At 66.6% G+C, this 16,687-nt stretch carries 11 protein-coding genes; 9 read left to right on the top strand and 2 right to left on the bottom strand.

Annotated features, from left to right (window positions below):
• Position 1: 1 nt before the first annotated feature.
• The 4 genes from JO391_RS07255 to JO391_RS07240 all read left to right on the top strand — a co-directional run bounded on the left by JO391_RS07255 (position 2) and on the right by JO391_RS07240 (position 6,359).
• A complete protein-coding gene (locus tag JO391_RS07255) occupies positions 2-1,351 on the top strand; it encodes a formimidoylglutamate deiminase (protein ID WP_220663748.1) in 1,350 nt (449 codons plus the stop codon).
• On the top strand, positions 1,348-2,025 hold the full coding sequence (hutC, locus tag JO391_RS07250) for a histidine utilization transcriptional repressor HutC (protein ID WP_220663746.1): 678 nt from the start codon (positions 1,348-1,350) through the stop codon (positions 2,023-2,025). Before JO391_RS07255 ends, hutC begins: the two co-directional genes overlap by 4 nt.
• 109 nt (positions 2,026-2,134) lie before the next feature.
• The gene (locus JO391_RS07245) at positions 2,135-3,127 is read left to right on the top strand and encodes an efflux RND transporter periplasmic adaptor subunit (protein WP_220663745.1); all 993 of its coding nucleotides are present in this window, start codon (positions 2,135-2,137) and stop codon (positions 3,125-3,127) included.
• Positions 3,120-6,359, top strand: a complete 3,240-nt coding sequence (locus JO391_RS07240) for an efflux RND transporter permease subunit (RefSeq protein WP_220663744.1) — start codon at positions 3,120-3,122, stop codon at positions 6,357-6,359. The genes JO391_RS07245 and JO391_RS07240 overlap by 8 nt, the downstream gene beginning before the upstream one ends.
• Positions 6,360-6,491: 132 nt before the next feature.
• Here the strand turns inward: JO391_RS07240 and JO391_RS07235 are convergent, their stop codons facing one another.
• Positions 6,492-7,358, bottom strand: coding sequence for a LysR family transcriptional regulator (locus JO391_RS07235; protein WP_220663743.1), 867 nt, complete (start codon positions 7,356-7,358; stop codon positions 6,492-6,494).
• A 194-nt stretch (positions 7,359-7,552) separates the two neighbouring features.
• On the opposite strand from JO391_RS07235, the gene JO391_RS07230 reads away from it, so the two are divergent.
• The 5 genes from JO391_RS07230 (at position 7,553) to JO391_RS07210 (ending at position 15,903) form a co-directional block, all read left to right on the top strand.
• Positions 7,553-9,991, top strand: coding sequence for a GcvT family protein (locus JO391_RS07230; RefSeq protein WP_220663742.1), 2,439 nt, complete (start codon positions 7,553-7,555; stop codon positions 9,989-9,991).
• A gap of 34 nt (positions 9,992-10,025) precedes the next feature.
• A complete protein-coding gene (locus tag JO391_RS07225) occupies positions 10,026-12,470 on the top strand; it encodes a GcvT family protein (protein WP_220663741.1) in 2,445 nt (814 codons plus the stop codon).
• A 73-nt stretch (positions 12,471-12,543) separates the two neighbouring features.
• The gene (locus JO391_RS07220; RefSeq protein WP_259444844.1) at positions 12,544-13,377 is read left to right on the top strand and encodes an isocitrate lyase/PEP mutase family protein; all 834 of its coding nucleotides are present in this window, start codon (positions 12,544-12,546) and stop codon (positions 13,375-13,377) included.
• Positions 13,378-13,427: 50 nt separating this feature from the next.
• Complete coding sequence (locus JO391_RS07215) at positions 13,428-14,993, top strand: trimethylamine methyltransferase family protein (protein ID WP_220663739.1); 1,566 nt, start codon at positions 13,428-13,430, stop codon at positions 14,991-14,993.
• Positions 14,994-15,003: 10 nt separating this feature from the next.
• A complete protein-coding gene (locus JO391_RS07210; RefSeq protein WP_220663737.1) occupies positions 15,004-15,903 on the top strand; it encodes an NAD(P)-dependent oxidoreductase in 900 nt (299 codons plus the stop codon).
• A gap of 105 nt (positions 15,904-16,008) precedes the next feature.
• On the opposite strand, the gene JO391_RS07205 is transcribed toward JO391_RS07210, so the two are convergent.
• Entirely contained in the window at positions 16,009-16,563 is a 555-nt protein-coding gene (locus JO391_RS07205; protein WP_220663736.1) for an LOG family protein, read from the bottom strand.
• Positions 16,564-16,687 lie beyond the last annotated feature (124 nt).

Raw genomic sequence — 16,687 nt, 5'->3', positions numbered from 1 at the left:
CGTGATGCTGATCCATGCCGGGATGGCGCTTCTGCCCGAAGGATGGGCAAGAGACGTGGCGGTGGAACTTCGCGACGGGCGCATCCACCGCATCACACCGGATGCGGCAACTGCGGGGGAGCGGGTCGAAGTCCTGCTGCCCGCCCCTGTGAACCTGCACTCGCATGTCTTTCAGCGCGCCATGGCCGGGCTGACGGAGTTTCGCGGCGCGGGGCAGGACAGTTTCTGGACCTGGCGAAGCCTGATGTATCGGTTTCTCGACCGGCTGACGCCCGAGGATGTCGGGGCGATCGCCGCACAAGTGATGGTGGAAAGTGCCGAAGCCGGGTTCGCAGGTTTGGCCGAATTCCACTATCTGCACCACGCGCCAGGCGGCATGGCCTATGAAGACCCGGCGGAAATGGCGGGTCGTGTTGTGCTGGCGGCGCAGGAGACTGGGCTGGGGCTTACGCTCTTGCCGGTGATGTACCAGCGCGGCGGCTGTGACGGGCGGGCGCTTGCCGGGGGGCAGTTGCGCTTTGGCAATAGTACCGACCGTTTCGCGCGACTCTGGCTGGCGGCGGCCGCCCATCTGGCGGGGCTTGCTCCCGACGCGCGCATTGGCGTGGCGCCGCATTCGCTGCGCGCAGTGGACGAAGCCGGGCTGAAGGCCGCGCTGCAGATCGCGCCCGAGGGACCGATTCACATTCACGTCGCCGAGCAACTGGCTGAAGTTGCGGAGGTTCAGGCCCATCTGGGGGCTCGGCCGGTTGAGTGGCTCATGCACCGGATGCCGGTCGATCCCCGCTGGTGCCTGATCCATGCGACACAGATGGCCCCGCACGAGACGCTGGACCTTGCGGTCTCGGGCGCGGTGGCAGGGCTTTGCCCGATCACCGAGGCAAACTTAGGCGACGGGGTTTTCGATGCGCCACGGTATCTGGCCTCCAGTGGAGCCTTTGGTGTTGGATCGGACAGCAACGTGCTGATTTCGCTTCGGGAAGAGCTGAGGACGCTGGAGTATTCGCAACGGCTGGCCCGGCGGGGTCGGGCCGTTCTGGCCACCGACGGCCGCTCGACCGGACGTGTGTTGTGGGAGGGCGCGGCGCAGGGCGGTGCCAGGGCGGCGGGGCGTGCCTCTGGCGCCATTGCGGAAGGCCTGTGGGGCGACCTCGTTGCTTTGTCTTTGTCGGATGTGCCGGGACGGACGGGCGATGCGGTGCTGGACACTCTGCTGTTCACCAATGCGGGCCGGGTGGACGGACTTTGGTCGGCCGGACGGCACATCGTCCGTGACGGGCGCCACATTGCGCGCGAGCCCGTTGCGGCGCGGTTCCGCGCTGTGATGGCCCGGTTGGGAGCGGCGCTGTGATCCAGGGCTGGGAAGCGATCCGCGACGAGGCGCTTCGGCGCATCCGGACGAGGGAATGGTCACCGGGCGAGACCATCCCGAACGAGGAAGATCTGGCGCGGGAATTCGGCTGCGCCCGGGCCACGGTGAACCGTGCGCTGCGTGACTTGGCCGAGGCAGGTTTCCTGGAGCGCCGGCGCAAGGCCGGAACAAGGGTCACGGTCCTTCCGGTGCGCAAGGCCACGCTGGAGATACCCGTCATCCGCCGCGAGGTGGAAGCGCGGGGGGCCGTCCATTCGCACCGCGTGTTGTCGGCGAACCGGGTCGTGCCGCCACCCCCGGTCGCTTCGCGGCTGAACCACGCTGCGGAGTTGCTGTTGGTCGAGACACTGCATCTGGCCGACGGTCGCCCCTTCGCGCTTGAAACCCGTTGGCTGAACACGGCGATCCTGCCTCCCTTGCCCGATCCAGACCGCGTGTCCCTGAACGAATGGCTGGTCGGCAACGTTCCCTACGCCAGCGGCGATATCGAGTTCAGCGCGGAGGCGGCCGATTCGCGTGAGGCAGCCGCCCTTGGCCTTGTCGAGGGGGCGGCACTGTTCATCACCGAAAGACGCACGTTCGCGCCAGACGGTCCGATAACATTGGTTCGGCTGGCCCATGCGCCGGGATACCGGCTCAGAACCGAGGTCTGAAGGCACGGTCGGGATGCTCTTGCATCCGGGCTTGGATGCTATATATGCAAACATGTGAATGTATAGCCGCCTCCGGTCGCCAGGACCGGCAGCCAACCGGAGTCTGCCCATGCGACCTGCCTCGCACGCCCGTGCCGCCGTTTTCGGACTGGCCCTGACCGCCGCTTCCATTTTGCCCGCGTTCGCCGAGCCGCTGGCACCGATACCGGTGACCGAATGGAAGGCGGTCTATGGCCGCATCGAGGCGCGCGACCGCATACCGGCTCGCGCACGCCTTGGAGGAACCCTTGTTTCGGTGAGCGTGGTCGAAGGCGACACCGTGACCGAGGGCCAGGTCATCGCCGAGGTGGTGGACGAGAAGCTGGGCTTCCAGTTGAAGGCGACCGATGGCCAGCTTGACGCGTTGCAGGCTCAACTGGAAAACGCGAAGTCAGAACTGGCGCGTGGTGAAGAGCTTCTCTCGCGCGGCGTTGCCACTGCACAGCGGCTGGATGCGCTGCGGGCGCAGGTCGATGCTCTGACGGGCCAGATCGAGGCGACACGGGCACAGCGCCGGGTGATCGAACAGCAAGCCGCCGAAGGCTCGGTCCTGTCGCCCGTCGCCGGGCGGGTTCTGGACGTGCCGGTGGCGGCCGGAGCCGTGATCATGCCGGGAGAGCCGGTGGCCGAGATCGGCGGCGGCGGTGTGTTCCTTCGCCTCGCCGTCCCCGAGCGTCATGCCACCGCGCTGAAGGAAGGCGATACGATCGAAATCGAGGAAGCGGCGGGCAAGCGGGAGGGCAAGCTGGCCCGGATCTATCCCCTGATCGAGAACGGCCGCGTGGTGGCAGATGTCGAGGTGCAAAACCTTCCTGAAGGCTTCTTTGACGCCCGGGTGCTGGTGCGCCTGCCGGTCGGACAGCGGCTGGCACTGATGGTGCCGGCCGAAGCCATACATACGCAATCCGGGCTCGATTTCGTGGCGGTGCGTTCGGGAGACAAGACCGTGATGCGCGCCGTGGTGCCAGGCCAGCATCAGGAAGTCGACGGAAGGGCAATGGTCGAGATCATCTCGGGACTGGCCGCCGGTGACGACGTTCTGGAAGGGGCTAATCATGAGTGATCGTGAATCCGGCCCCGTCCTGCCGGTGCATGAGCAATCGCTTGGTATTGCCGGCCGTCTGACGCAGGCGTTCATCCAGTCGGCCCTGACACCGCTATTCATTCTTGCCGCGCTTGCAGCCGGCCTTGTTGCCCTGACCTCGCTGCCACGAGAAGAAGAGCCGCAAATCTCGGTGCCGCTGGTGGACATCACGATTCAGGCGCCGGGCCTGCGCGCGGAAGACGCGGTGAAGCTGGTCACAGAGCCGCTGGAGGTCATCGTCAAGGGCATCAACGATGTCGAGCATGTCTATTCGCAGACCAGCGACGATCAGGTGATGGTGACCGCCCGCTTTGTGGTGGGCACCGAGGCCGAAGACGCGATCCTGCGCGTGCATGACAAGGTGCGCGCAAACATGAGCAAGATTCCTGTCGGCATCCCCGAACCGCTGATCGTCGGACGCGGGATCGACGATGTGGCGATCCTCACGCTGACGCTGACGGCCGAGCCGGGTTCGGACGTGTCGGCCGGGGAATTGACCCGGATCGCGCGCGAACTTCAGGCCGAGGTCACGAAATCAGATGATGTGGGCCTCACCTACCTGGTGGGGGACGCCCAGGACGCAATCCGCATCGCGCCTGACCCCGACCGGCTGGCCCTGTACGGCGTTACGTTGCAGCAGTTGCAGGGCAAGGTCGCGCAGGCAAACCGCGCCTTCTCGACGGGGCTCTTGCGCGACAAGGGCGAAGAAGTGGCCCTTGTCGCGGGCGAGACGCTGGTAGCGCCGTCCCAGGTCATGAACCTGCTTCTGACCACACGCGACGGTCGTCCGGTCTATGTTTCGGATGTCTCTGAAGTGTCCTATGTGGCCGATACGTCGGATCATATCGTTGCCACGGTGACGCGCGGCGAGGCGGGGTTGGAACGGACCCCCGCGGTGACGCTGGCGGTGGCCAAGCGCGCCGGCGCCAATGCCGTGATCGTCGCCGAGGACGTGCTGCACCGGGTCGAGGCGCTGGAGGGTCGCGTGATCCCCGAGGGCGTCACCGTCACCGTGACGCGCGACTATGGCGAGACGGCGAACGAGAAGGCCAACGAGCTTCTGTTCCATCTGGGGTTGGCAACGGTCTCGATCATCGCCCTGGTCTGGCTGGCCATCGGCTGGCGCGAGGCGGTGGTGGTGGCCATCGTGATCCCGGTGACGATCCTTCTGACGCTCTTTGCCAGCTGGATCATGGGCTACACCCTGAACCGCGTCAGCCTCTTCGCGCTGATCTTCTCGATCGGCATCCTGGTCGATGACGCCATCGTGGTGATCGAGAACATCGCCCGCCACTGGGGCATGAACGACGGGCGCGACCGCGTGCGCGCGGCAGTTGATGCGGTGGCCGAGGTGGGCAACCCCACCATTGTGGCCACTCTGACTGTGGTGGCGGCGCTTCTGCCCATGCTGTTCGTCAGCGGCCTGATGGGCCCCTACATGTCGCCCATCCCCGCCAATGCGTCGGCGGCGATGATCTTCTCCTTCTTCGTGGCCGTCATCATAACGCCCTGGCTGATGGTGAAGATCGCGGGCCGGGCGAACATGGCGGCGCATGGCCATGACGACACCTACGGCGGCCATCCTGGCGGCACCCTGGGCAAGCTTTACGCCCGAGTGGCGCGGCCGGTGCTTCGGACCCGGTGGGGGGCGCTGACCTTCCTTCTTGGGGCGGCGGCGATCTCGTTCGGCTCGCTTGGGCTTGTCTACACCAAGGACGTCACGGTGAAGCTTCTGCCGTTCGACAACAAGTCGGAGCTTTCGGTGATGATCGACCTGCCCGAAGGCGCCTCGACCGAGGCGACCGACCGGGTGGCGCAGGATGTGGCCGCGGCGGTGCTGGACCTGCCGGAGGTGGTGGCGGTGCAGACTCATGCCGGAACGGCCGCGCCCTTCAACTTCAACGGCCTCGTGCGGCACTACTTCCTGCGCCAGCAGCCGCATATGGGCGAGGTGGCGCTGGTCCTGTCGCCCAAGACCGAACGCGAGCGGACGAGCCATGACATCGCGCTGGACATCCGCGAGCGGCTGAAGGCCATTCCGGTGCCGGAAGGCACCAGCCTGAAGACGGTAGAGCCGCCGCCCGGCCCACCGGTGATCGCCACTCTATTGGCCGAGATCTATGGGCCCGATGCCAAGACCCGCCGTGAGACTGCCGCCAAGGTGCGGCAGGCCTTCGAGAGCGTGCCCTTCGTGGTGGACGTGGACGACAGCTATGGCGTGCCGCCGCGCAAGCTCAGGGCCTCGATCTCGACCGACGATCTGGAGTTCTTCGGGGTCGAGGAGAAGGACGTGTTCGACACGCTGGCCATCCTGAACGGCGAGCAGGTCGTGGGCTACTCACACCGGGGCGAGGGGCGCTATCCCATCCCGCTGCAGATCGCTCGGGACAAGGGCGACCGGGTGCTGGACGAACGCTTCCTGTCCACGCCGATCCCGGCCAACGTGCTGCCGGGCGCGCGGGGGGTGGTGGAACTGGGCGATGTGATCCGGGTCACCGAGGAGCGGGCGAGCTTTCCGGTGTTCCGCCACAATGGCCGGGCGGCCGAGATGGTGACGGCGGAACTGGCCGGGAACTTCGAGGCGCCGCTCTACGGGATGCTTGCGGTGCAGGAGGCGCTGGACCGGATGGACTGGCCGGAAGGCACCAAGCCGGTGATCGCGTTGAACGGGCAGCCCACCGACGAGACGGGGGTGACGCTGCTCTGGGACGGGGAGTGGGAGGTGACTTGGGTCACGTTCCGAGACATGGGGGCGGCTTTTGGCGTGGCTCTGCTGGGGATCTATATCCTGGTGGTCGCCCAGTTCGGGTCGTTCAAGCTGCCGCTGGTGATCCTGACTCCGATCCCGCTGACCTTCCTGGGCATCATGCTGGGGCACTGGATGTTCCACGCGCCGTTCTCGGCGACCTCGATGATCGGGTTCATTGCCCTGGCGGGGATCATTGTCCGGAATTCGATCCTGCTGGTCGATTTCATCCGGGCCTCGGGGGAGAAGCGGCCGACGGTCGAGACGCTGATCGAGGCGGGGGCGATCCGGTTCAAGCCGATCCTTCTGACCGCCATCGCGGCGATGATCGGGGCGGTGGTGATCCTGGCGGACCCGATCTTCCAGGGGCTGGCGATCTCGCTTCTCTTCGGGCTTCTGTCCTCGACGGCGCTGACCGTGCTGGTGATCCCGGCGATCTATCGGGTGTTCCGGCCGGCGGCCTGAGGGCGTCCGAGCTCGGACGCTTGGTCGGACAAAGGAAAATCAATGGGTTGCGCGTCCGAATTAACTTGGACTTAAGACTTGGCCGGGGCAGGGGGTGAGGGCCTTCCTGCCCCGGTTTCACTCGACCAAGTCTCATTCGCTGTCGTCGGATCGCCCGCCCAGCTTGCGCAGAACGACGCGCAACAGGCGGCGGTGGACCGGGGCGATGCGGTGGCGGATGTGGAGCGCGGCATAGACCGGCTGGCGCATCACCGGGGCATCGGCCACGCGGGTGACGCGACCGGATTTCACCAGCTCGTCCGCCGTGCGTTCCAGCACATAGCCCGAGCCCCCCATCGCCATCAGGAGCGAGACGACCGAGCCGCTTTGCCCGACCGAGACCGGCGCGGCGGCGAGGTCGGGGGTGAGTTGCCGGTGCATTTCCTCGAAGGCGGGGGAGAAATGGGCAAAGATGAAGCGGGCGGGGGTGACTTCGGCCATCGTTCCGGCCTCGGTCGAGACCATGTGATAGGCGACATCGCCCAGGCTTTCGAAATGCAGGTCGGGGTGCGGCTTGGGCGAGAACATCACCGCGAAATCGAGCACGCCGGTCAGAAGGTCGGCGCACATCTGGTTGGAATAATCCGGCTCGATGTAGAAGGCGGTATCCGGCAGGGCGCGGCGGAAGCCCGCCACCCATTCGCCAAGATAGACGGCGGCAAGGTCGTTCTGGATGCCGAGCCGCACCAGATGGGCTGCTGCCTGCGGCACCTGGATGCGGCGGCGCGCTTCGTTCCATTCGTGGCGGAGCGCCCGGGCGTGCGGCTCGAACCGCTTGCCTTCCTGGGTGAGGTCCGTTCCGGCGCGCGAGCGGTCGAAGAGGCGCGAGCCGACGGCGGATTCGAGCGCGGCGAGGCGGGCCGAGACGGTGGACTGGGTGATGCCCAACCGTTCCGAGGTGCGGTGGAAGCTGCGTGTTTCGGCCAGGTCGAGGAAGGTGTCGAGGAGGTCGATCTGCATGGGAGGCGCGGTCCTTTGGCGGAGAGCGCCGGGGGGTTTCACACCCCCCGGACCCCCCGTGGGATATTTTGGAACGGAAGAAGCATGGGGCACGCCAGCTCTGATCGGTCTTTTCGATCAATAGCCGGGTTCTGTCCGAATTGAAAGCAACCCTTTGCGGCGCGATAGTGGCCGCGGAATTTCAGGGGGTGGGCATGGCTCTTCCGTCATCGGCGCGTGTTGTCATCATCGGCGGGGGGGCGGTCGGGGCCTCGGCGCTGTATCACCTGGCCAAGGCGGGCTGGACGGACTGCGTTCTGCTGGAAAAGAACGAACTGACCGCCGGATCGACCTGGCATGCGGCGGGGAACGTGCCGACCTTTTCCTCGTCCTGGTCGATCATGAACATGCAGCGCTATTCGGCCGAACTGTATCGTGGCCTGGGCGCGGCGGTGGACTATCCGATGAACTACCATGTCACCGGATCGGTGCGCCTGGGCCATACCAAGGAGCGGTTGCAGGAGTTCAAGCGCGTCGTGGGCATGGGGCGCTATCAGGGCATGGACCTGGATATCCTGGGGCCTGACGAGATTCGCTCGCGCTATCCCTTTGTTCAGACGCATGACCTGGTGGGCGCGCTGTATGACCCCTATGACGGCGACATCGACCCGGCGCAGTTGACCCAGGCCCTGGCCAAGGGCGCGCGGGCCATGGGGGCGCATATCGAACGCTTCTGCCCGGTGACGGGCGTTCGGCGCGAACGCGGCGAATGGGTGCTGAACACGCCGCAGGGCGAGATTCGCTGCGAGATCGTGGTGAATGCGGCGGGCTATTATGCGCGCGAGGTGGGCCGGATGTTCGGCCGCGACCTGCCGATGATGGTGATGAGCCACCAGTACATGCTGTTCGACACCATTCCCGAGCTGGAAGCCTGGACGAAGGAAGTGGGCCACAAGCTGCCGCTGCTGCGCGATGTGGATTCGTCCTACTACCTGCGGCAGGAGAAGAACGGCTTCAACCTGGGGCCGTATGAGGGCAATTGCCGCGCGCATTGGGCGACCCCCGACGATCCTTTCCCGCAGGATTTCAGTTTCCAGCTGTTCCCTGACGATCTGGAGCGGCTGGAATGGCATATCGCCGATGCCATGGCGCGGGTGCCCCTCCTGGAAAAGGCCGCACTGACCAAGGTCATCAACGGGCCGATCCCCTATGCGCCCGATGGCAACCCGCTGATCGGACCGATGCCGGGCGTGCCCAATGCCTTTGAGGCCTGCGTCTTCACCTTCGGCATCTGCCAGGCGGGCGGGGCGGGCAAGGTGCTGGCGGAATGGGTGACGGAGGGCGCGACCGAATGGGACATGTGGTCTTGCGATCCGCGCCGCTTCACCGGCTTCGAGGATGAAGATTACTGCGTGAAGAAGGGGATGGAGGTCTATGGCCACGAATATGCCATCCACTTCCCGCATCACGCCTGGCCGGAAGGCCGGATGAAGAAGCTTGGCGCCGTGCATGACCGCACGGCGGCCCTGGGCGCGCAGTTCGGGCCCTACAATGGCTGGGAGCGGGCGCTGTGGTATGCGCGGCCGGGCGACGATGTAAGCGAGGCGGCGCAGCGCACCTGGGACCGCGAAGGCCCCTGGTTTGGCGCGGTGAAGGCGGAATGCGAGGCGGTGCGCGATGCGGCGGGGATCCTGGACCTGCCGGGTTTCTCGCGCTTCCGCGTGACGGGGCCGGGGACGGTGGCCTGGCTGGGTGAGCAGATCACCGGCAAGGTGCCATCGGTCGACCGGCTTGGCCTGGCCTATTTCGCCGATGACAAGGGGCGGATCGTCACCGAGATGTCGGTGGCGCGCGTTGCCGAGGATGAGGTGGTGCTGATCACCGCCGCCACGGCGCAATCCCATGACAAGGAATGGCTGCTGCGGCATCTGGCACCGGGATTGGTTCTGGCGGACGAGACGCTGGACTGGTCCACCCAGATTCTGACCGGGCCGAAGTCGCGCGAGATCCTGGCCGCCGTGTCGGATGCGGATCTGGCGAAGGGTTGGCTGACCTGGCAGCGGGCCACGGTGGCCGGGCGACCCGCCGTTCTGATGCGGGTGAGCTTCGCGGGCGAACTTGGCTGGGAGATCCATTCGCGCGTGGCGGACACGCCGGCGATCTGGGATGCGGTGATGGCGGCGGGTGCACCCCTGGGGCTGAAACCCTTTGGCATGTTTGCGCTGAACAGCCTGCGCATCGAGAAGGGCTACCGTGCCTGGAAGGGTGATTTGTCCACCGACTACACGGTGTTGCAGGGCGGGCTGGAACGGTTTGTCGATTGGGCCAAGCCCGCCTTCCGGGGCAAGGCGGCGCTGGAGGCGGAAAAGCAGCGGGGTGTGATGAAGCGCTTCTGTACGCTGGTGATCGAGGCGGGCGAGCAGGACCCGCCCTACATGTCGACGATCTGGAACGGCGAGGAGGTCGTGGGCGAACTGACCTCTGGCTACTGGGGCCACCGGGTGGGCGCCTGCATTGGCCTGGGGATGCTGAAGGCCGGGCTGAATGTGCCGGGCACGAAGGTCGAGGTGGAGATCTTCGGGGTGAGATACCCGGCGGTGGTGCAGGCGGATCAGCCGCTGTGGGACGCGAAGAACGAGCGCATCCGCGCGTGAGGACGCGCGGGGCCGGAATGTTTGGGGAAAGACAATGAGCAGGATTCCGGATCGGGCGCGGGCCGTGGTGATCGGCGGGGGGGTGTCGGGCTGTTCGGTGGCCTATCACCTGGCCAAGGCCGGCTGGACCGATGTGGTGCTTCTGGAGCGCAAGCAGCTGACCTGCGGCACGACCTGGCACGCGGCGGGGCTGATCGGGCAGCTGCGCGGGTCGCAGAACATGACCCGGCTGGCGAAGTATTCGGCCGATCTTTACGTGAAGCTGGAAGCCGAGACGGGCGTGGCCACGGGGATGCGGCAGGTGGGGTCGATCTCGGTCGCGCTGACGAAGGAGCGGCACGAGGAGCTGTTGCGGCAGGCGACGGTGGCGCGGATCTTCGACGTGGAGGTCCACGAGATCTCGCCGGCCGAGGTGAAGGCGCGCTATCCGCATCTGGAGGTGGGTGATGTGGTGGGCGCGGTGGCGCTGCCGCTGGACGGGCAGTGCGACCCGGCCAACATCGCGATGGCGCTGGCCAAGGGCGCGCGGATGCGGGGGGCGGGGATCTTCGAGGGCGTGAAGGTGACGCGCGTCACCACCGCCGGGGGCCGCGTGAGCGGGGTGGATTACGAGGGCGCCGAGGGGCCGGGGCATATTGCGGCGGACGTGGTGATCAACTGCGGCGGCATGTGGGGGCGGGACCTGGCCGCGCAGAACGGCGTGACGCTGCCGCTTCATGCCTGCGAGCACTTCTACCTTGTCACGGAACCGATTGACGGGCTTTGTCAATTGCCGGTTCTTCGTGTGCCGGACGAATGTGCCTATTACAAGCAGGACGCGGGCAAGATGATGCTGGGGGCGTTTGAGCCCAAGGCCAAGCCCTGGGGGATGGAGGGCATCCGCGAGGATTTCTGCTTTGACACGCTGCCCGAGGATTTCGACCATTTCCAGCCGATCCTGGAAGCGGCGATGCACCGGATGCCGCTGTTCCAGTCGGCGGGGATCCATACCTTCTTCAACGGGCCGGAGAGCTTTACGCCCGACGACCGCTATTACCTGGGCGAGGCGCCCGAGGTGAAGGGCTACTGGATTGCGGCCGGCTACAACTCGATCGGGATCGTGTCTTCGGGCGGGGCCGGCATGGCGCTGGCGCATTGGATCACGGAAGGCGAGCCGCCGTTCGATCTGTGGGAAGTGGATATCCGGCGCGCGCAGCCGTTCCAGAAGAACCGCCGCTATCTGAAGGAAAGGGTTACGGAAACCCTGGGCCTGCTTTACGCCGACCACTTCCCCTATCGCCAGGTCGTCACCGCGCGGGGTGTGCGCCGGTCGCCCATTCACGAGCATCTGAAGGCGCGTGGCGCGGTGTTCGGCGAGGTGGCGGGATGGGAGCGGGCGAACTGGTTCGCGGACCCGGGGCAAGAGCGGGAATACCGCTACAGCTGGAAGCGGCAGAACTGGTTCGACAACCAGAAGGCCGAACACATGGCGGTGCGCACCGGCGTAGGCCTCTTCGACATGACCTCGTTCGGCAAGATCCGGGTCGAGGGGCCGGGTGCGCTGGCCTTCCTGAACCGGATTTCCTCGGCGCAGATGGACGTGGAGCCGGGGCGCATCGTCTACACCATGTTCCTGAACGAGCGCGGCGGGATCGAAGCCGACCTGACCGTGACGCGGCTGTCCGAGACCGCTTTCCTGGCCGTGGTGCCGGGGGCCACGCTGACGCGCAACCTTGCCTGGATGCGGGCGAACCTGGGCGATGATTTCGCGGTCATCACCGATGTCACGGCGGCGGAATCGGTGCTGTGCGTGATGGGGCCGAAATCGCGGGAGCTTTTGTCGAAAGTCTCGCCCAACGACTTTGGCAATGCCTCGCATCCCTTTGGCACGGCGCGGGAAATCGAGATCGGCCTGGGCTTGGCCCGGGCGCATCGCGTCACATATGTCGGCGAGCTTGGCTGGGAGCTTTACGTCAGCGCCGACCAGACGGCCCATGTCTTCGAGGCCCTGGAAGAGGCGGGCGCCGAGGTCGGGCTGAAGCTGTGCGGGCTGCACACGCTGGACAGCTGCCGGATCGAGAAGGCCTATCGCCACTGGGGCCATGACATCACCGACGAGGATCATGTGCTGGAAGCGGGCCTTGGCTTCACCGTAAGCCGCAAGAAGCCGGCGTTCCTTGGCCGTGAGGCGGTGCTGCGCAAGCAGGAGGCGGGCCTGAGCCGCCGCATGGTCCAGTTCCGGCTGGAGGACCCCGAGCCGCTTCTGTTCCATAATGAAGCGGTGGTGCGCGATGGCCGGATCGTGGGGCCGGTGACCAGCGGGAACTATGGCCATTTCCTCGGCGGTGCCGTCGGCATGGGCTATGTTCCGTGTGCGGGCCAGAGCGAGGCGGAGGTTCTGGGCTCGACCTACGAGATCGAAGTCGCGGGGGTTCGGCACAGGGCGGTGGCGTCGCTTGTGCCGATGCATGACCCGAAATCGGAGCGGGTGCGCGGGTGACGGGCGGCGAGGCGGGGGTTTTCCACCCCCGCACTCCCGGAGGATACTTGGGAACAGAAGAAAGAGATCTGGCTTGAAGCTTTCCGACCGTCACAAGGCCTTTGCGGCGCTGCATGAAAGCGGTTGCTTCGTCATCCCGAACCCCTGGGATGCCGGGTCGGCGCGCATGATGGCGGCCTTGGGGGCCAAGGCGCTGGCGACGTCCTCGGCGGCGCATGCCTTCACTTTGGGCCGGCCCGATATGGGCGGGGTCAGCCGCGACGAGGCGCTGGCCCATGCAGCGGACCTGATGGAAGCCACCGACCTGCCGGTATCCGGCGACTTCGAAGACGGCTTCGGTCCCGCGCCGGAAGATGTGGCCGAGACGGTGAGGCTGGCGGGCGAGGTGGGGCTTTCGGGCTGTTCCATTGAGGATACGGTGATGGCACCGGGCAGCCCGGCGCATGGGTTCGAGGCGGCGGTGGAGCGGGTGCGCGCCGGGGTGGCCGCGGCGCGCGCGCTTGGCCGGCCCTTCGTGTTCTGCGCGCGTGCCGATGGCGTGATGAACGGGGCCTATGACCTGGCCGAGGGTATCCGGCGCTTGCAGGCCTTCGAGGCGGCGGGGGCGGACCTTTTGTACCTGCCGGTCCCGCCGGGGCGCGCGGAACTGGCGCAGGTGCTGGCCGCGGTTCGCAAGCCGGTGAACGCGCTGGCGGCGGGTCCGCTGAAGGCGATGAGCGTGGCGGAGCTGGCGGCCATGGGGGTGCGGCGCATCTCGACCGGGAGCCAGATCGCGCGGGTGACCCATGCCGCGATCCGCGAGGCGATGACGGCGATGCTGGACGAGGGGTCTTTCGCGCCGCTGATGCGGGCCGCGGCGGGTGACGAGATCGACGCGCTGTTGCAGCGCGGTGCCGGGATGGAATGACAGGGTCCGGGCGCAATGCCACGGATTTCAACGGAAAACGGGAGATGACGATGGCTGGTGAAGCTCTGGAAGTTGGCGAAACCTGCGAACCGGCACGGGCCCGTCGGCCGGGCGGGCGGGCGGCGCGGGTGGCGATGCGCGCCGCGCCCCTGGCCGAGGATGTGCGCCCCGTGCGTCCGGGGATGCCGGGCGGGCAGTACAACCCGCTGAGCCAGGCCGGGATGGAGCAGATCCACCAATCCGCGCTGGAGGCGCTGGAGGTGATCGGCTTGTCCAATGCCCCGGCCTCGGGCGTGGAGATCCTGACCGGTGCCGGGGCGGTGCTGGGCGATGACGGGCGCATCCGCTTTCCGCGCGCGCTGGTCGAGGACATGCTGACCAAGGCCGCGCGCAACATCACGCTTCATGCGCGCGACCCGAAGCACGATCTGCATCTTTCCGGAACGAATGTTCACTTTGGGACCGCCGGGGCGGCGGTGCATGTGGTGGACCCGGTGACGCTGGAGTACCGCGATTCGACCGCGCAGGATCTGTATGACGCGGCGCGGCTGGTGGACAACCTGGACAACATCCATTTCTATCAGCGCACCATGGTCTGCCGCGATGTGGTGGACAACAAGGAGATGGATCTCAACACGCTTTATGCCTGCCTGGCGGGCACGAGGAAGCATGTGGGAACCTCGTTCTTTGACCCGAGCCATGTCGCGGATTGTTTCGACGTGCTGTATACGGTCGCAGGCAGCGAGGAAGCCTGGCGCGAGCGGCCTTTCGTGAGCAATTCCAACTGCTTCGTCGTGCCTCCCATGAAGTTTGCCGAAGAGTCCTGCAAGGTGATGGAGGATTGCGTCCGGCGGGGGATGCCGATGCTGTTGCTGTCTGCCGGGCAGGCGGGGGCGACGGCGCCGGCGCCGATTGCGCTGGCCATCGTGCAGGCCGTGGCGGAATGCCTGGCGGGCGTGGTCTATGTGAACGCGATCCGCCCCGGTGCACCGGCGATCTTTGGCACATGGCCTTTCGTGTCGGACCTGCGGACGGGAGCGATGTCGGGTGGCAGCGCCGAGCAGGCGCTGCTGACCGCGGGCTGTGCGCAGATGCACCGGTTCTATGGCCTGCCCGGCGGCGCGGCATCCGGGATTTCGGATTCGAAGCTGCCCGACATGCAGGCCGGCTGGGAGCAGGGCATCACGAATGCGCTGGCGGGGCTGGCCGGGCTGAACATGTGCTATGAGGCGGTGGGGATGCACGCCTCGCTTCTGGGGTTCTGCCTGGAGAGCCTTGTGTTGGGCGACGACCTCTTGGGCCAGGTGATGCGGCTGGTGCGGGGCATCGACGTGACCCCGGATTCGACCTCGATCGAGGCGATGAAGGAGGTCTGCCTGGGCGGGCCGGGGCATTACCTTGGGTCCGACCAGACGCTGAAGCTGATGCAGACCGAATACATCTATCCGAACGTGGGCAACCGGATGAGCCCGAAGGAATGGAACGAGGCGGGCAAGCCGATCCTTCTGGACAAGGCGATCGAGCGGAAGAACGAGATCCTGTCGCGGGCGGGTTGCGTGATCGAGCCGGAGATCGACCAGGCGATCCGGGCGCGGTTCAACATCTATTTCCGCTGAGGGGGTGGGGATGAAGTACGGCTATGTGGGGCTGGGGAACCTGGGCGGGCATATCGCTGCCAGCCTGATCCGGGCGGGGCATCAGGTGACGGTGTATGACCGCGACCCGGCGCTGGCGGCGCGGCACAGGGAGAAGGGGGCCAGGGTCGCGGGCAGCGCGGCAGAGGTGGCGGCGGCTTCGGACCATGTGTTCACCTGCCTTCCGTCGCCCGCGGTGTCCGAGGCGGTGCTAGCGCAGATGCTGCCCGAGATGAAGGCGGGCGCGACCTGGATCGAGAACTCGACGCTTGGCCGGGACGATGTGCTGCGGCTGGCGGGGCTGGCGCAGGTGGGCGAGGTGCGGATGCTGGAGGCGCCGGTCACCGGGGGCGTTCACCTGGCGGCTCGGGGAGAGATCACGGTGCTGGTGGGGGGCGAGCAGGACCTGTTCGACCTGCACCGGCCCGCGCTGGAGGCCATCGGGAACCGGCTGTTCCACATGGGCCCCCTGGGCAGCGCCTCGATCATCAAGGTCATCACCAACATGCTGGCCTTTATCCATCTGAAGGCCACGTCAGAGGCGTTGATGCTGGCCAAGCGGGGCGGGCTGGATCTGGGGCAGGCGTGGCATGCGATCCGGGCCTCGTCCGGCAATTCCTTTGTCCACGAGACCGAGGGGGCGCTGATCCTGAACGGGTCCTATGACATCGCCTTCTCGGTCGATCTGGCGCTGAAGGACCTGGGGTTTGCCTTGGGATTTGGCCGGGAGTTCGGGGTGCCGCTGGAGCTGGCCGCGATGACCGAGCAGACCTATGTGGCGGCACGGGCGGCCTATGGGGGGGCGGCGCAGTCGCCGATGATTGCCAAGCTCCTGGAGGACATGCTGGCGACGGACCTGCGGGCCGAGGGGTTCCCGGCGCGGCTGGAATGAGGCGTCCGAGCTCGGACGCCTTTCCGGTTGCAGCAATATCAAGGTGTTGCGTGGGCGTCTTAACTTGGACTTAAGGATTGTCCGAGGGGCCGCGCGGCCCCTTGGTCAATCCAGCGCGGCGTGCAGGGCGGTTGCGAGCGCCTCGGGGTCGGGCACCACGGCGAAGCTGGCGAGCATCGAAGGCTCGGCGAAGCCCTGCGCCACGACATGGTGCAGGAGGGCGACGAGCGGCTGCCAGTAGCCATTGGTGTCGAGCAGATAGATCGGCTTGCTGTGCAGGCCGATCTGCGCCCAGGTCAGAACCTCGAAAAACTCGTCCAGCGACCCTGCGCCGCCGGGCAGGACCACGACGGCGTCGGAATTCATGAACATCACCTTCTTGCGTTCGTGCATGTCCTCGGTGACGACGAAGGTGGACAGGTCGCGCCGGCCTTTCTCGCGCTTGAGAAGATGGACCGGAATCACGCCCATGGCGCTGGCGCCGGCGGATTCTGCGGCGCGGGCAACCTCGCCCATCAGGCCCACGTCGCCCGCCCCGTAGACGAGCCGCCAGCCGGCAGCGGCGATCGCCTGACCGGTGCCGCGCGCGGCTTGGGCATAGGCCGGATCGACGCCGCTGCGCGACCCGCAGAACACGCAGACGGAACGGAGTGTGGTCATGGGGCTTGCTCTTGCGAAATATGGTTGCTTTGAGCGCAGATATCGGGGTTTTGTGAAGCAACGGCAAGCGCCGGGGGGCAAAGGATGGCCGGCAAACGGCCCCGCCCTCACGAACGGCGACCGG

The organism is Neotabrizicola shimadae (assembly GCF_019623905.1).
Taxonomy (GTDB): domain Bacteria; phylum Pseudomonadota; class Alphaproteobacteria; order Rhodobacterales; family Rhodobacteraceae; genus Neotabrizicola; species Neotabrizicola shimadae.
This window is presented reverse-complemented; position numbering and strand designations above follow the sequence as displayed.

Coding starts and splice junctions, on each gene's coding strand:
- JO391_RS07235 (WP_220663743.1), bottom strand. CDS start 7,358: ATGCAGATCGACCTCCTCGACACCTTCCTCGACCTGGCCGAAACACGC.
- JO391_RS07230 (WP_220663742.1), top strand. CDS start 7,553: ATGGCTCTTCCGTCATCGGCGCGTGTTGTCATCATCGGCGGGGGGGCG.
- JO391_RS07215 (WP_220663739.1), top strand. CDS start 13,428: ATGGCTGGTGAAGCTCTGGAAGTTGGCGAAACCTGCGAACCGGCACGG.
- JO391_RS07245 (WP_220663745.1), top strand. CDS start 2,135: ATGCGACCTGCCTCGCACGCCCGTGCCGCCGTTTTCGGACTGGCCCTG.
- JO391_RS07240 (WP_220663744.1), top strand. CDS start 3,120: ATGAGTGATCGTGAATCCGGCCCCGTCCTGCCGGTGCATGAGCAATCG.
- JO391_RS07210 (WP_220663737.1), top strand. CDS start 15,004: ATGAAGTACGGCTATGTGGGGCTGGGGAACCTGGGCGGGCATATCGCT.
- JO391_RS07225 (WP_220663741.1), top strand. CDS start 10,026: ATGAGCAGGATTCCGGATCGGGCGCGGGCCGTGGTGATCGGCGGGGGG.
- JO391_RS07205 (WP_220663736.1), bottom strand. CDS start 16,563: ATGACCACACTCCGTTCCGTCTGCGTGTTCTGCGGGTCGCGCAGCGGC.